Source organism: Psychromonas ingrahamii 37, from assembly GCF_000015285.1.
Classification (GTDB): domain Bacteria; phylum Pseudomonadota; class Gammaproteobacteria; order Enterobacterales; family Psychromonadaceae; genus Psychromonas; species Psychromonas ingrahamii.
The window spans coordinates 2,570,475-2,586,742 of record NC_008709.1 but is presented as its reverse complement, the minus strand read 5'-3'; the positions used below and the strand labels follow the sequence as shown (position 1 = coordinate 2,586,742).

Genomic DNA, 16,268 nt, shown 5'->3' with positions numbered 1-16,268 from the left:
GAATTAAAATGACAGTTAAAAAATATAAAGGATCGGCTGGTGGCTGGGGTGCTTTATTAAGTACCAGCAAACATCTGGTGAAAAGTGAAAATATTGCACATAACATTCTAAACTTACTAAAAACAAACCAGGACAAAGGGTTTGATTGCCCCGGTTGTGCATGGGGCGAATCGACAGAAAAAAGTCGCTTTAGGTTTTGTGAGAATGGTGCAAAAGCCGTTAATTGGGAAGCTACAAGCCGCCGTGTTACGCCTGAATTTTTTCAACAGCACCCCGTAAGTTGGTTAACCCAGCAAAGTGATTATTTTTTAGAGTCTCAGGGCAGGTTGAGTCATCCTGTTCAGTACAATTGTGAAACTGACTGCTATCAAGCGGTTAGTTGGCAGCACGCTTTTACGCTGATAGCCAAGCACTTAAATGCACTTGAGTCCCCTAATCAGGCAGAATTTTATACCTCGGGTCGAGCGAGCAATGAAGCGGCATTTTTATATCAACTTTTTGTGCGAAAATTTGGCTCTAATAATTTTCCTGATTGCTCCAATATGTGCCATGAAGCAACCGGGATAGCCTTAAAACAATCCGTTGGGGTCGGTAAAGGCACGGTCACAATGGCAGACTTTGAAGATGCCGATGCTATTTTTGTTTTTGGTCAAAATCCGGGAACAAACCATCCTCGTATGTTAGATACGCTGCGCCAGGCATCACGTCGAGGGGCCGCTATTGTCACTTTTAATACCTTAAAAGAGCGAGGCTTAGAACGTTTTACTAATCCTCAATCTGTGACAGAAATGCTCACCAATGGCTCGACACAAATTAGTCAGTGCTATTTCAGGCCTAAACTCGGCGGCGATATGGCCGTTGTACGCGGCATGGTTAAAGCCCTTTTTGTGATTGAAAAAGCACAGTTGGCTGCCGGGTGCTCGCCTATATTTGATCATGACTTTATTGAAGAACACACTCAAGGGATTGAGCAATACTTAAAAGCGGTTGAAGCGACACCGTGGAATGAGATAACCGAACAGGCTGGCTTATCACAATCTGAAATAGAAGAAGCCGCCGGTATTTATCGTCAATCCAAGCGGGTGATTATTACCTGGGCGATGGGTATTACTCAGCATAAACATTCGGTGAAAACCATTCAAGAAATCACCAACCTGCAGTTATTGTTTGGACAGTTAGGGCGGCCAGGTGCGGGGTTGTGTCCGGTGCGCGGGCACAGTAATGTGCAGGGTGATCGTACTATGGGCATTGACGAAAAACCGAGTGCTGCATTTATCGACAACCTGTCGCATGCCTTTGATTTTCAGGCTCCTTCAAAACCTGGCCATAATGCGGTTGCGGCTATCAAAGCGATGCTTGCGGGTGAAAGTAAAGTGTTTATTGCTTTAGGTGGAAATTTTGCGGCCGCAACGCCGGATACATCCTTAACCCAACAAGCACTTTCTAACTGCAGCTTGACGGTGAATATCGCGACAAAATTAAACCGTACGCATCTTGTTCTGGGGAAAGATTCACTCATTCTACCTTGCCTAGGACGTACTGATATTGATATTCAGGTATCAGGCCCGCAAAGCATCACCGTTGAAGACTCTTTTAGTATGGTGCATGCCTCTGCCGGGGTGGTCGAGAGTGATACCTACGAGATGCGCTCGGAGCCGGCTATTATTGCGGGTATCGCTGCAGCTACTTTGGGCAAACAGCCCATTGATTGGCCTTGGGTCATTGAAGATTACGCCAGAATCCGCGATTTAATTGCAAAAAGTATTCCTGGATTTACCGATATGAATACCAAGATAAAACAACCAGGTGGTTTTTATCTTGGTAATAAGGCAGCTGAACGGCAATGGCAAACGCCCTCTAAAAAAGCACAATTTATGGAGCATGATTTGCCGCTGCATTTACTGCCCGCAAACCTGCGGGAATTAAGTAAGGATCCGGTGTTCGTCTTACAAACTATGCGTTCACACGATCAGTACAATACCAGCATTTATGGTTTTGATGATCGTTACCGCGGTATTTTTGGTGAACGTAAAGTCCTTTTTGTTAATGTGAATGACATCACTGCATTGGGGCTTAAAAACAGTCAATTAGTTGATATTGAATCCCTTTGGCCCGATGCTGTTGAACGTAAGGTTTTTGGCTTTAAGCTGGTGGCTTATGATATTCCAGAGGGCAATATTGCTGCTTATTTTCCTGAAACCAATCCCCTGATGTCCATTGATGGAACGGGAGATCTGAGTGATACGCCAATTTCGAAAGCGATTCCGGTTGTTTTAACCGCGACGCTATTGAAGAGTGACAAAATTGACGTTGTTATGACTTAACTTAACTTATTGTTTTAGCATCAAAAAGGGCTGATCACTAAGCCATTCTTATTAGCAAACTTTAGGTTAAGGTCAGTTTAATTGACTTTAATCGGCCCGGGAAGAAGCCCCTATAAAGCTATCTGCGTGAGAAAAATAAACACTCACATTCCAGCTTTCCAGCTCTCTCGCATCCCAGCAAGCACAAAGCCTGAAGGCTCAGTTCCAAAAATAAACAAAAGAATGTCAGTGCCGAAAACATTAAATTGTTTAACTGGTGTTATGAGCCGGCAGAATCCGCCGCTTGTTTGGCTTTACGCGTTAAAATTCCAGGGATCATTTTTTCAGAAAATCCAGCCAGTAAACACCACACAATCAATAAAGACAAACCCTGCGCAGGTTGCACTAACGTACCAATGGCGTAAGAAGATTCCACTGCTTGAGAGACTGCATAATAATTTTTAGATAACAGATTGATGCTCTGTTTATATTATAAAAGCTCTTCGGGAGTATGAATAAATGCAGGAAAAAATGCGCCGCTTAATAAGTCGGACTGCACCAGATAAAACATGATTAAACCTGCCCCGGCGCCTACCATCGCACGAGTAAGAATATAACCTAATTGACTGATGGCATGCATCTGGTCAACCCTTGCAGCCTGCATGCGAGACCGAATCGACGTGAGCTGGCTAAAAGCAGCCCCTAAAATACCCGCCGTTGCTGCGGTAAAAGTATAATAAAAACGTAAATTTTCAAATTCCAGAGAAAACAAAACACGTGAAATAGAGGGGCTGAAAAATAAAATAAAGGCACACAAAGAAGTCGCCACAATATTTCGACGCATACGGTTCTCATTAAAACGGACAACTCGCTTAGATTCTATAACCCACTGCAGATCGAAAACTAAACGGCTCATTAATGAACGCACCACGGGTAGCTCCGTTTCTTGTATTTGTTCTTTGTAAAACGCTGCTATCTGGGCTGGAAAATTATCGATTTCTGCCAATCGGCGCTGCCATTCAGTGACCAGTTTAACGTCATCATAGTAATCGACCAATGCCAGCTCCACTCGATTTGCCGTCGCCCATGATAACTCAGCATCAAGCTCACTCTCCAGCCTAGTTAACTGTTCTGACGATGTGGCGCCACTGTCCATTAAGCGACGAATAGAGGCACGTAAGTTTTGATAGGATTGATTGAGCAAATATTCTCACGCTGAATTAACTGATTGACCGTAAGTATGGTGTTCACTTGTATCTCTCCCATTGGCAGAGCTGAAAACTATAAGACTCAAAAATAAGCGATTCTATGGGGTCATTTTATGGTTTTTCAGTTCTATTGGTATTATCAGTGGTAGGGCACAATCATTCCGTATTGTAATCCGTGATGAAAGCGCGATTAAAATTAATAACACTAATCTTAATCTTAATTTTGGAAAAACCCCATTGTGACCATTCATTTACAAAGATAAAGGAGGGTGAAACTATACGGGCGATCAACGCGATCAACGCGATCAATTGATTGAGTAGAGCAAAACACTTAACTAATTCTGATCACTTAATTAATGCGTTTGGTATTATGTTATCGGTAGGGTGCATTCTATGCACCGCAACATTCGTAATTGGTGCACGGCCTATTAGCTGATCAAATAAGCAGTGAGTGTCTGAGAATGTTATTAATACAAAAGCATTAAATTTATAATCAATTGTTTTAAAGACAAAATTGATATTCATAAAGCAGTGGTGATGATTATTGAATAATAAATATGATCACTTAATTAACGCGTTTGCTATAACAAAAAAATGGTGATCATTATGATCACCATTTTGAACTAATCAGTAAGAAAAAATGAAAGGATTCAAAAGTTTGGCATCGATCCTGCCGCTCGTTTGATCGAAAAGCATTTTTTATCTGACAACACTATTATCCTTTAGAAACTATGCGGTTAAGCACATAAGTGAGTACACCGCCCGCGCGGTAATAATCAACCTCAATTGCTGTATCGAGACGAGACAACAATTGAATTTTACGCTGTTTACCGGATGGATAATGAATAACCGCATCAAGTGTTTGATTGGCGTTCATTTCACCTTCTAACCCCATAATATCGAAGGATTCATCACCAGTTAACTGCAATGATTTACGATCCTCACCGGCCATAAACTGCAACGGTAATACGCCCATTCCAGCCAGATTAGCACGATGAATTCGCTCAAAACTTTCGGCAATAACAGCTTTGGCACCAAGCAGTAAAGTTCCTTTAGCAGCCCAGTCTCGACTCGATCCCATACCATATTCTTTACCAGCAATAACCACACTGGATCTTTTTTCCTGCTGGTAACGCATGGCGGCATCAAAGATGAACATGGCTTGCGACTGACCCTGTAAATGGGTGTAGCCACCTTCCTTGTCCGGCGTCATCTCATTACGGATACGAATATTACCAAAGGTACCCCGCATCATGATTTCATGATTGCCGCGTCGTGAGCCGTAAGAGTTAAAATCTTTTTCATCAATCCCATGATTGCGTAAAAATTGAGCGGCGGGGCTGTCTTTGGGAATGGCACCTGCGGGTGAAATATGATCCGTTGTAACCGAATCTCCAAGCATAACCAGAATAGGCGCATCAACAATATTACTAAAATTATCGCGATATTGTGGTTCGAAAAAAGGCGGTTTTTGAATATAGGTGGACTCGTCGGAAAACTGATAATTGGCTTCTTCTCCGGACTGAATTGCCTGCCATTCTTTATCGCCGTCAAATACTGCACTATAGCGCTTTTCGAACATCTGATGACTGACACTTTTTAGCAACTCGGTGATTTCCGCGTTACTCGGCCAGATATCTTTTAAATAAACCTTTTCACCGTCACTGCCTGTGCCGATTGGATCCTGACTGAGATCTATTCGAGTAGTGCCGGCCAGTGAGTAGGCCACCACTAAAGGGGGGGATGCTAACCAGGAAGCCTTAACCTGTGGATGAATTCGTCCTGCAAAATTACGGTTGCCTGACAAAACAGCACTCACAATAAGATCGTTTTCTTCAATACATTCCTGAACAGGCTTTGGTAAAGGGCCTGAATTGCCAATGCAGGTAGTACAGCCATAACCCACCAGATTAAAGCCGAGTGTATTTAAGGATTGTTGTAATCCTGTTTCCACCAGATAATCGGTCACTACCCGTGAGCCGGGGGCAAGTGAGGTTTTAACCCAGGGTTGTTTAACCAATCCTTTTGCCAGCGCTTTTTTAGCCAGCAGTCCGGCTGCCAGCATAACCGCAGGATTAGAGGTATTAGTGCAGGAGGTAATAGCAGCGATCACCAGTGAACCATGATGGAGTGATTGATCACTGTCATTGATAGGAAAATCCGTGGTCTTTTGCTGACCCTTTCCATTGAGATCAATAAAGTCATCGGTCGCCGTTTTTAACTGGCGCATAGGGACTCTGTCCTGCGGCCGGTCTGGTCCTGCAAGGTTAGGTTCAATATCGCTCATATCAAGCAATAAAGTATCGGAAAAATCAGCCTTTGGGGTCGTCTCATCACGCCACAACCCTTGTAGTTTAGAATAAGATTCAACCAAATCAATAGTTTGCTTGTCACGACCCGTCAATTGTAAATAATTCAGGGTTTGCTGATCGACCGGGAAAAATCCGCAGGTAGCACCATATTCCGGTGCCATATTGGCTATAGTCGCGCGATCGGCCAGGGGTAAATGAGCAAGACCGGCACCATAAAATTCCACAAATTTTCCGACCACACCATGCTTCCTCAGCATTTGAACAACCTGCAGCACCAGATCCGTCGCGGTGATCCCCTCAGCCAATCTGCCTGTCAGTTCAAATCCGACCACATCCGGGATCTGCATTGAAATGGGTTGTCCAAGCATCACAGCCTCAGCTTCAATCCCGCCTACGCCCCAACCTAAAACGCCCAGCGCATTAATCATAGTGGTATGGCTGTCGGTACCAACCAGCGTATCAGGATAGACCAGAGACTCATTCTCAGTGGTTTCACTCCAGACAACTTTAGCCAGATATTCAAGATTAACCTGGTGACAAATACCAGTACCCGGAGGGACTACGCTGAAATTTTCAAAGGCCTGTTTCCCCCATTTTAAAAACTCATAACGTTCTTTATTGCGCGCCATTTCGATAGCCACGTTTTCATCAAAAGCGGATTTGCTTGAAAACTTGTCGACGTTAACCGAATGGTCGATCACCAGATCAACTTTAGCCAATGGATTTATTTTTTGCGGGTCAAGTCCCTGTTTAACTAATGCATTACGCATCGCGGCAAGATCAACAACGGCCGGTACGCCGGTAAAGTCCTGCATTAAAACGCGCGCAGGCTGATAGTTAATTTCGGTCGTGCTGCCTCGTCCTTGACTGCTGGCGAGCGCTTCAATTTCTTTTCTGCTGCCGCCATTATCCTGTTGATGGCGTAATAAATTTTCCAGCAACACTTTGATTGAGACGGGCAAGCGTGTTATCGAATCGTTACCCGCTAATTCGCCTTTATTTATCGCATAATAGCTATAAACTTGACCATTTACCGTGAAAGTATTTTTAGCATCAATATTAATTTTATTTCCAGACATAAACTATCTCCTTGATAAACTCACTATCTTTAATTTAACCAACATAACATAACCTAACATAATCAACATAAACTATCTTCTTAACAAACTCACTATCTATTACCTAACTAGTAAAAAAATTAAAAAGGTAATCACCATTTCAGGTCAAAAATGATTAGGATTACAAAATTTCGCTGCTGTTTCAATAGCAGGTTTATGTATTTAGATGACTTGCACTCTGATTATTTGTCTGCTGAAATAAGTCAGGCCTGAAATACGCGTGGTGGATAATAGTTAAGTATTGAATCCCGGGCGAGATAAGTGAATATGAGCAGCATAAAGTTATCTCAAAGTATTTGCCTGTTTGATTCAATTCATTTTTTCTTAAATCAGTGGGATTTTTCTCAATGCTGCATTAAAATGCAGTGTTAATAGACAAAGAATGGGCTTTTACTGCGCTTGACCTGTTCCTTTTTTAAATACAACTTGTTGATAAAAATATAAAAATATAAAAATATAAAAATATAAAAATATAAAAATATAAAAATATAAAAATATAAAAATATATTCTAACCCTGTTTAAAAGTCGTCTTTCCTTCGGAAATACGTCGTTTAGCAATCTAATAAGCTACTCTAAAATAGTGAGCTTTAAGGCGGAATTGTATGTTAAAAAAAGAAAATACCGGTCTTATTATAATCGATATACAAGGGAAACTGGCTGGTTTAGTCCACGATAGTGACGCTTTGATTTCAAATTGTAAAAAACTCATCAAAGGCGCTCAAGCGCTTGATTTACCGATAATATGGCTTGAACAAAACCCTGACAAACTGGGCTCAACCGTTGAGGAACTTAGTTCCCTGCTTAAGATGCAACAGCCAATCGCCAAGTTTACCTTTGATGCCTGTGCAGAGCCCCAATTTATGGATGCTGTCCGCAGCGCGAATGTAGATACATGGCTTGTTTGTGGCATTGAGGCACATATTTGTGTTTACCAAACCGCATTAAATCTAAAGCGTACAGGTGTTGAAGTGCAATTGGTTTGTGACTGTATTTCTTCACGTACGCTTGCCAATAAAAATCTGGCAGTCAGTAAACTGCTTAACCATGGCATTGATCTAACGGGATTGGAAATGTGCCTGTATGAACTGCTTAAGGATTGTCGAGCGACAGAGTTTAAAGAGATACTGAGTTTAATTAAGTAGTCAAAAAAGTTTTTTAGGATAGGTGTGTTTTTATATTTTAGTCCTGTCATCTCCCATTTAATAACAGGAAAAACCATACATATAACTGCGCATAAGGCTAAATTACGAGTACTTGAACTCACTTACTTATTTACCGCTAAATGATTTAAAAAACCTTCTATTTTGAACAACGAAGCCACCCAAGGTTGTTGTTGATTTGCTAAAGTTGATAGCGCATCGGTTATTGGTAAGCTTCGGCTGTTCCATCTTTTTTATGTGTAATGTTTAACCATTAGCCCCCTTTGGCTCCATAGCCCCCATTAACTTTGCATATTGGAATGAGAGAATACAAAGCAAATGCGACCGCTTTTATTTTTCATTTAAAAATTTTAGCAGAGAGCGTTTGGCATGTTGTATGTGTTCGAGGGTGATAGATTTAGCTGCTAGCGCATTTTTATCACGACAAAATTCAAGTAATTTTTGGTGTTCATTGATTGCTCGGTTCATACCATCAGATAGAACAAGTTGCGCCCTTAAGTATCTCTCCGTTCGGTCTAGAATTGAATGAATGATAGACATATGAAAATCTAAGTTGGCTGCATCGTAAAGTGTGCAGTGAAATAGACGATTATACTTAGTCCATTCTTCAGGCGTCTTTGATGCTGCAAATTTTTCGCAAAATGATTCTGCTTTTTTTAAGGTGGCAGAGTCTATCTTAGGGACAGCCTTATAGATAATTTCGCCTTCTATAATAGCTCTGAGATCAAACATCTCTTCAACTTCTTTATAAGAAATAGCTGTCACTATGGCTCCTTTATAGCGAATTGTCTCTACAAAACCTTCTTGTTCTAAACGTGCAATCGTCTCTCTAATGGGTATGCGACTAGTATTAAACTTCTTAGCGAGCTCTTCTTGGCGAAGAGGAGTTCCGTCGGGTAATTTCCCTTCAATAATTGCTTGTCTTAATGTTTCGAACACAATACTTGAGGCAGACCCTGCAAGAGAAACATCGACACCTTCAAAACCAAGCACAGGCTTTTTCTTTTCCATGGATATATACCTAGACTAGACACGTTAAAATCCTTCCGATTCTAACTGAAAGCTCAATATTTTACATGAAAATATCTATAAAAATTACATTGTATATTGGATCCAATATTGTTAAGTTACGTTAATTATTTAAATTTAAAGTATAAATATAAACGTATGTTTATTTTTGGGGAGTTATTATGAGGTCGAGTAAGTTAGTTCATGTAGTCTCATGCCACGCAGAAGGTGAAGTGGGTGACGTCATTGTTGGTGGTGTAAATCCGCCGCCAGGTGATACTCTGTGGGAGCAAAGAGAGTGGATACATAAAGACAATGAGTTACGAAACTTTGTTCTGAATGAGCCTAGGGGCGGAGTATTTCGTCACGTTAATTTACTTCTCCCCTCCAAGCACCCTGACGCTAGCTATGCGTGGATTATAATGGAACCAGAAGATACTCCCCCTATGTCAGGTTCAAATAGTATTTGTGTCTCAACTGTACTGCTTGATACAGGACTTGTTCCTATGGTGGAGCCTATTACCGAAATGACCTTAGAAGCGCCAGGCGGATTAGTTAAGGTACGCGCTGAATGTGATAATGGAAAAGCAAGGCGTATTTTTGTTGAAAACGTTCCGTCTTTTGCCTGTGCATTAGACCAAGCGTTATTTGTTGAAGGTATCGGTAAATTGACGGTAGATATAGCTTATGGTGGAGACAGCTTTGTCGTTGTTGATCCTAAAGAATTAGGAATAGAACTTACCGCTAGCAATGCTGGAAAAATTGCAAAAATTGGTACTAAAATTACAGACGCCGCCAATGCATCATTAAAATTTTATCATCCAGAAAAAGACTGGAAGCATTTTTCATTCTGTTTGTTTGCAGGAGAACTAGAAAAAACCGAAACAGGGTTTCAGGCTTTATCTGCGGTGGTTATTAAACCAGGTAAAGTTGACCGTTGTCCGACAGGTACATCGGTTAGTGCTCGCATGGCTATTCTTCATGCTAGAGGGGTAATGAAGGTGGGAGATACACTCTTAGCTGTTTCAGTCATTGGCTCTACCTTTAATGGGAAGATACTGCGCACTTGCCAGGTGGGTGATTTGGAGGCTATTGTTCCCGAAATATCAGGAAGGGGATGGATTACCGGCACGCATCAGCACATGTTAGATCCCGATGACCCATGGCCACAAGGTTACCGACTCAGTGATACTTGGCCAATGAACGAACAAGATAAAGGTAATAACTAACATGAAAAATCTTAATTTGTTCAACCCGTTTTTTGATACGTATAGTATCTTTTTACATTCAGCAATCGAGTTTACCTCATGAGCCATTTGACTATTAACCTCACCCTTGAAGAAATATACGACCTAGCGAAAACAGCGTTGTTGAGTCAGGGCGCCAATGAGGAAAATGCAGCTGCGATCGCAAATACGGTCACTATTGCCGAGAGAGACGGAGCAATTTCTCACGGGCTTTTTCGAATTCCTGGCTATATTGTTGGGCTTCAAAGCAAAAAGGTTGTTGGCACAGCAACGCCTGAAATTGAAGAAGTCACACCTATTATATTTCGATGTGACGCTAAAAATGGTTATGCACCACTTACACACGAACATTGCTTACCACCATTGATTGATGCCGCTAAAAAATTCGGACTTGCTGCGGTCGCAATTCAGAATTCACATCATTTTGCAGCACTTTGGCCTGAAGTTGAAAAAATGAGTGAAGCGGGCTTAATTGGCCTTACTACTGTTTCTTATCTTCCATGGGTTGCACCAGCTGGTGGCAAAACGCCGATTTTTGGAACCAACCCGATGGCCTTTTCGTGGCCTCGTGCCGGTAAAAATCCGGTTGTGATCGATATGGCAACGTCGTCAATGGCTATGGGTGAAGTCATGATAGCCGCCCGAGATGGCTATGAAGTGCCACTGGGCACAGGATTATCTGAATCAGGTGAATTAACAACTGATGCCGCCGAAATTGTGAAAGGCGTTCTATTACCTTTTGGTGGACACAAAGGGTCTGCATTAGCATTAATGGTGGAATTACTCTCTGGTCCGCTAGTAGGGGAAACCTTTTCCTATGAAACTCAGGAACGTGACAAGGCAGAAGAAGGACCGGCAAGAGGAGGTCAATTTATTCTAGCCATTTCACCAGATATTCTATCAGGAAAAAATACCAGCGAACAAACGGATCGTTTTTTTGAAAAGTATGATGCAATAGAAGGTGCACGGACCCCCGGTGCCAGACGGCATAAAAATAGAGAAAATAGCGGTCCACGGTCAGTTAACGCAGATCTGGTAAAGACTATTGAGCAGCTTCGAACGGATGGTTTAATAACCTAATATTTGTTTAATAAAAGTGTTTAGACTTGGTTTTTTTGCTGGTTTCTGCGTTGAATTTACTTGCAGGTAATAAATAATGGCCAGACCAAGTAAAGAAATGAGTGGCTTGGTTTTTTATTAGCTTGGTTGTTCTTGCTTGTGACTTATAGCTGCACTCGAATATTTTGTATAGCAGGTGGGGGGGGGGGACTGATTATAAGCAATTACCAGAAATCCGCCCCTGATTGCTAAATATGGTCGAAACTTATGGGTAATCTGGAATATGTTTATTGTCAATAAGCTGTACTCGAACATCTTGTGTAGCAGGATAAACCGAGGGACCAAACTGATTATAAACAGCAACGTCAGCAGCATCACGACCATAACCAATTGCCACATATCCGCCCTTGATTTCTGACTGCGTGGCATCGAAAGTATATCATTTACCCGCAACATAGGCTTCAAATCAAGCGTGAAGATCCATCGGCTTTAAGCCGTACAGATACCCGACCACCAAGAAAGGAATTACTGGACACCCATCTAATTGACCAAATATTAATCCACTTCTATATTTTCGTAGTTATTCTTGATCACAAAGAAAAGATTGGCTATCCAACCTTTACGTCCTTTGCTTCTCACAAAAAGCTGTTTTTTATTTGTATTTATAGAGATCTCTATAAATATAAATGCGTCATTTTCTCAACATAAAATATCAATTTATAACCATTATTTTAACTATCTAACTGTTTTGTAAGTTATTTATTATATAATTCTTATCAATAAATAAAATTTTAAATGTGTATTAGTGAGAATGCAGACTAATATATTGTTATGTCTCAGAGATACTCAGCAGCACCATTTAACAACAAGAGGTTTTAGGGAATGTCCGAAGATTATCAAATCATAGCAGGAAGTCGCGAGTCTGAGAGTCATGAACGGGCCAATTTCTTTGATGTTAGACTACGTTTTTTTCAAAACGAACTGGATCATGGTCCTAGTACTTTCTTTACTTGGCGTGCTTGCTGCGGCGCTGTGAACAGCATTAAAGGAATGCATAACAATCGCATCAAAGGAGACGTTCGTACCTCACGCGCTTTATTCAGGCGTTAGACATAAATAGAGGAGAAAGCATATGAATATCAATATATCCAGTACTGAGCCAACCAAAGTAATTATGCTTCGAAAGGCGTTACGTTTGTTCAGTTTATCGAGTATTGTCTTAGCAAGCAGTTTCTTGTTCCCGGCAGAAGCATTAGCCCAATGTGAGCCAGGTCCACATGAAGTCGCTTTTTTTCAGCACGCTAACTTCGAAGGAAAGTGTAAAGTTCTAGGTCTGAAAGATTACAAAAATTCATCGGATCTAGGTATAAAGAATGATTCAATTTCCTCGGTAAAAGTGGGGGCTGAGGTTCAAGCATTTGTTTGCAAAGACTCCTTTTACAGAGGTGAATGTGAGGTTCTTAATAAAAATCACAAAACCCTACGCAATAATGTAGTCAAAGGTGACACCATTTCTTCAGCAAAAATTCAGCTCCGAAATGGCTCCGCATCCTGTACACCAGGTCGGAATCAAGTTGCTTTTTATCAACACACAAATTATAAAGGGGCATGTCAGGTTCGAGGACTTGGTCGTTATGAAAACTCCCTTAAGATAGGGCTTAAAAATGACACAATATCCTCAGTTAAGCTAGGGACTAATTCCCAAGCCGTTTTGTGTAGAGACTCGAATTTCCAAGGACACTGTATCGTCCTTAAAGAAAACAGGCCTACCCTCAAATCATGGCATGTTGGCAATGATGAAACATCTTCAGCTAAAGTACAAGAACTCGGAACTCAGGAATGTCAGCCTAAGGCAGACCAAGTCGCTCTTTTTATGCACAGTAATTTTGTTGCACCTTGTGTAGTAAAGAATATGGGTCTATATGGAAACTCGAGTAAAATTGGTTTGAAAAATGATTCGATTTCTTCTGTCATAATTGGTCGAGATTCACAAGTATTGTTATGTGAACATTCTAATTTTAAAAATTGTGTGGAGTTAAAGGGCAGTGACAGTAATCTAGGAGATAACCGTATTGGGCATGATCAGGTCTCATCGTTAAAGGTACAGCCAAGAGGTTTCAAGGATTGCATTCCTGACTCTAATGAGGCGTCATTCTTTGAGGACAGTGGTTACGTAGGTACATGCAAAGTGAAGAGCATCGGAGATTATAATAATGCCGCTAGTATTGGCCTGGCGAACAATTCAATCTCTTCGATTAGGGTTGGTTCGTCCATTCAAGTATGTGCCTGTGGGGGTGATGATTTCACTCAAATATGTGAGGCATTTACAATGGACGATCCGAGTCTTGATAACAACTTCCCTATCTATACGACCGGTAATGATTTAATTTCTTCTATAAAGGTTCAAATGCGAGGATCTGAATGCAAAGTGAAATCAATACCGCCTGATCCACAAGATGTTTTTAAGCAGATATCCGTTTTTAATTGCCATACTGATATGCGAAGTGTTCATTTATGGACGCGAAACATTACCATAGGTGCTCCTTTTGTTGAGAGAGGCGTGTTGTCACCCCAATATTCAAATGGCAGCTGCCCTAGTGGCGCTTCACCGCGTGTGATTTCTCTTATCGATGGATATTTATTTGAATTCGTAGTAGTAGACACTGGCCAGCTGACTTGTGAAGGACGAAATGATCCATCGCTAGGCAATTGTATAAGGATGCCAAGTCGATTTATTCTTGGGGATGATGATGGCCTGAGTTTGAATATAAAAGTACATTAATAAGCAAGAAAATATGATGAATAAAAAAACTAAGCCAGCCAAGGTTGTTGTCTAGTGTTTAAGCATTGATCTAGGCTTTAGTTATTTTTATTTACTAAGGAGGGAAAGGCCGGACACCCAAAGGTTAGCAATATAACCCATTAATTTTAAACTTCTATAAAAAAGCCTCAAGTAGTTAAACAACTTGAGGCTTCAATGTAAACGAAAAAGTTTATATATGTCCTGCCTTTTTCGTTCGGGAGGGGACGTCGTGATTGGTGGGAAGAATTACGAACTTTGGGATAGTGATAAGGTTATTATAGGACCGCTCTATCCTATATGACGCTTGACATAACCTCGCTAATTCAGCCGATGCAAAAACGGCGCGGCTGATTGGCCCGTTATTTTTCTGCGACGCAAGGACAATATTTGGGCATTTAATAAGTTAATTTTAATACCCTCTACTTTTAGGTGCTTTATTATCTTAATATGGGTCATTTTACTCTTACTTTCAGGAGTTACATTGCATTGATTAAATCCATATTTTCAGCTGTAGGCATCTTTGCAATCTTAGCGTTAGTGATTGGAATGGTTGCAGATATTAGGAGCGCTGACAGTACAAAAGGTGGATACGAGTATCCCTTTGCAGGATGGAGCGGAAAAACTATCGACTTTTCAGCTATGTACCAAACAAAAGATGGGCTGTATAAAAGTGGCTACGTTATTGATCAATTCTTTAACTGTCATACTGGAATGATTAGTTGGGAAATATTAGGTGTCATAAAAGGCGATTTTAGAAAGTTTTCTGAAAGAGCTATTGTAGTTCACAAACCACAGGATGAATGCAGAGCGCGAGGGTATAACACCGATTCTTGGGCTATAAGTGATTTACTATAATGCCTATTTAGATATATCTTGATGATTTACAAATAGATATAAAACATAACAAGCCGCGCCAGGTGGATTCTGGCGCTAGCCGCCTCCACCGGTTCGCTGAGCGTTGAGGCTGTAGAATTCCCCCCAAAATCGGGTCAAATAAAGCAGCATAAAATTTTGGGAATCCATAATTTTTAAACCCCGTATTTTAGCTGTGTTTTTGGCAAATAATTATTCTGGCAACAGTGCTCAGGTCAAATAATGCAACGGGCTAAGGCGTTAAAAAGAAACAGCCAGTCTTTTATTCTATGCTACTCTTAGAGCCTGTTTTTATAGGAAGAAAAGGTCTAATTAATGAAGAAGACAATCAAAGCAGTACTCTTATCCGCTTTTATCTTTCCCGGTGTGGGTCATCTGTTATTCAAGCGCTATATTTCTGCGGCGATATTAGCGGCAACTGCCTTAACAGCAACATATCTGTTGATTGCTAAAGTACTCGAAAGTGCAATGCTGATCGTTGATAAAATTCAACGGGGTGAAGTCGCCGCAGATATCACGAAAATCAGTGAATTAGCATCACAACAGCCCTCAACCGATGGTTGGCTGGGAACTGATTTTATATCTGTGATACTGCTGATTACTTGGTTAGTGGCTATTGTTGATTGTTATAGAGTCGGCTGTTCACTAAAGAAAAAAGATTAATGTTAAAAAAGGCGAGAGCATTTACTGCACGTAATCACTCACCAGCTAAATTAACTACCTGCCCTTAAATAGATTTTTAATAAGTCATGTTTCATCTGACTTTAACCTCGCTAGCGTTCTTCTGTAATAAAGGGATAGGTAACACCCACAAATAAGCTACTTATCACAAGAAGACAACTTCAAGACGTTTTTTCAATACCGGTATAGATAGCCCGCACCGATAAATGAGACTGTTTTTTACTTTGCAGTGGGTTAATTAATGGTTGCTCTATTTGAAATTGAGTCATATAAACCCTAAAAAGAGAAATAGGCAACTAATTGATGATTAAAATATTATAGGGTTTTTATAAAAAAGAATGTGAAAAAGTCGGCAAAGTAAAAAGTTCATCTCTATCGTGAAAATCTGTTAAAATACTCCCTCTTTATTATAACGAAAGACACCTTAGCACCTTAAATTAACAGCAAAGCTGCTTAAGCGCATTAATATATTTACCGCTATTTTACTCTGAGGAA

General features: G+C 40.8%; 12 protein-coding genes. 7 read left to right on the top strand and 5 right to left on the bottom strand.

All coding sequences use genetic code 11. From position 1 onward, the window contains the following. Positions 1–8: 8 nt before the first annotated feature. On the top strand, positions 9–2,324 hold the full coding sequence (locus tag PING_RS10970) for an FdhF/YdeP family oxidoreductase (protein ID WP_011770427.1): 2,316 nt from the start codon (positions 9–11) through the stop codon (positions 2,322–2,324). Between the two features lie 259 nt (positions 2,325–2,583). Here the strand turns inward: PING_RS10970 and PING_RS20605 are convergent, their stop codons facing one another. From PING_RS20605 to acnA, 3 genes are all read right to left on the bottom strand, one after another. Then, positions 2,584–2,739, bottom strand: a complete 156-nt coding sequence (locus PING_RS20605) for a hypothetical protein (RefSeq protein WP_157035354.1) — start codon at positions 2,737–2,739, stop codon at positions 2,584–2,586. A gap of 54 nt (positions 2,740–2,793) precedes the next feature. Further along, positions 2,794–3,507, bottom strand: coding sequence for a hypothetical protein (locus PING_RS10965; protein WP_011770426.1), 714 nt, complete (start codon positions 3,505–3,507; stop codon positions 2,794–2,796). 719 nt (positions 3,508–4,226) lie between these two features. Next, positions 4,227–6,902: an aconitate hydratase AcnA gene (acnA, locus tag PING_RS10955; RefSeq protein WP_011770425.1), complete on the bottom strand. Its 2,676-nt coding sequence runs from the start codon at positions 6,900–6,902 to the stop codon at positions 4,227–4,229. Positions 6,903–7,544: 642 nt separating this feature from the next. On the opposite strand from acnA, the gene PING_RS10950 reads away from it, so the two are divergent. Beyond that, positions 7,545–8,084, top strand: coding sequence for an isochorismatase family protein (locus PING_RS10950; protein ID WP_011770424.1), 540 nt, complete (start codon positions 7,545–7,547; stop codon positions 8,082–8,084). Between the two features lie 348 nt (positions 8,085–8,432). On the opposite strand, the gene PING_RS10945 is transcribed toward PING_RS10950, so the two are convergent. Continuing rightward, positions 8,433–9,113 (bottom strand): GntR family transcriptional regulator, encoded by a 681-nt coding sequence (locus tag PING_RS10945; protein ID WP_011770423.1) that lies wholly within the window; start codon positions 9,111–9,113, stop codon positions 8,433–8,435. 179 nt (positions 9,114–9,292) lie between these two features. Here PING_RS10945 and PING_RS10940 point away from each other — a divergent pair, with 179 nt between their 5' ends. Together PING_RS10940 and PING_RS10935 are read left to right on the top strand one after the other, a co-directional pair. Then, positions 9,293–10,339: a trans-3-hydroxy-L-proline dehydratase gene (locus PING_RS10940; RefSeq protein WP_011770422.1), complete on the top strand. Its 1,047-nt coding sequence runs from the start codon at positions 9,293–9,295 to the stop codon at positions 10,337–10,339. A gap of 78 nt (positions 10,340–10,417) precedes the next feature. Beyond that, entirely contained in the window at positions 10,418–11,437 is a 1,020-nt protein-coding gene (locus PING_RS10935; RefSeq protein WP_011770421.1) for an Ldh family oxidoreductase, read from the top strand. A gap of 244 nt (positions 11,438–11,681) precedes the next feature. On the opposite strand, the gene PING_RS21620 is transcribed toward PING_RS10935, so the two are convergent. Continuing rightward, a complete protein-coding gene (locus PING_RS21620) occupies positions 11,682–11,813 on the bottom strand; it encodes a hypothetical protein (protein ID WP_269571476.1) in 132 nt (43 codons plus the stop codon). A gap of 735 nt (positions 11,814–12,548) precedes the next feature. On the opposite strand from PING_RS21620, the gene PING_RS10930 reads away from it, so the two are divergent. The 3 genes from PING_RS10930 to PING_RS10920 all read left to right on the top strand — a co-directional run bounded on the left by PING_RS10930 (position 12,549) and on the right by PING_RS10920 (position 15,755). Next, entirely contained in the window at positions 12,549–14,198 is a 1,650-nt protein-coding gene (locus tag PING_RS10930) for a hypothetical protein (protein WP_011770420.1), read from the top strand. 507 nt (positions 14,199–14,705) lie between these two features. Then, positions 14,706–15,074 carry a hypothetical protein gene (locus tag PING_RS10925; protein WP_157035353.1) on the top strand — a complete coding sequence of 123 codons (369 nt, stop codon included), beginning with the start codon at positions 14,706–14,708 and terminating at the stop codon, positions 15,072–15,074. A 333-nt stretch (positions 15,075–15,407) separates the two neighbouring features. Next, positions 15,408–15,755 (top strand): hypothetical protein, encoded by a 348-nt coding sequence (locus PING_RS10920; protein WP_011770418.1) that lies wholly within the window; start codon positions 15,408–15,410, stop codon positions 15,753–15,755. The last annotated feature ends 513 nt before the right edge of the window (positions 15,756–16,268 follow it).

Excerpts from the sequence above, each read along its gene's own strand:
- PING_RS10970 (WP_011770427.1), top strand. The coding sequence starts at position 9 with ATGACAGTTAAAAAATATAAAGGATCGGCTGGTGGCTGGGGTGCTTTA.
- acnA (WP_011770425.1), bottom strand. The coding sequence starts at position 6,902 with ATGTCTGGAAATAAAATTAATATTGATGCTAAAAATACTTTCACGGTA.
- PING_RS10950 (WP_011770424.1), top strand. The coding sequence starts at position 7,545 with ATGTTAAAAAAAGAAAATACCGGTCTTATTATAATCGATATACAAGGG.
- PING_RS10945 (WP_011770423.1), bottom strand. The coding sequence starts at position 9,113 with ATGGAAAAGAAAAAGCCTGTGCTTGGTTTTGAAGGTGTCGATGTTTCT.
- PING_RS10940 (WP_011770422.1), top strand. The coding sequence starts at position 9,293 with ATGAGGTCGAGTAAGTTAGTTCATGTAGTCTCATGCCACGCAGAAGGT.
- PING_RS10935 (WP_011770421.1), top strand. The coding sequence starts at position 10,418 with ATGAGCCATTTGACTATTAACCTCACCCTTGAAGAAATATACGACCTA.
- PING_RS10930 (WP_011770420.1), top strand. The coding sequence starts at position 12,549 with ATGAATATCAATATATCCAGTACTGAGCCAACCAAAGTAATTATGCTT.
- PING_RS10920 (WP_011770418.1), top strand. The coding sequence starts at position 15,408 with ATGAAGAAGACAATCAAAGCAGTACTCTTATCCGCTTTTATCTTTCCC.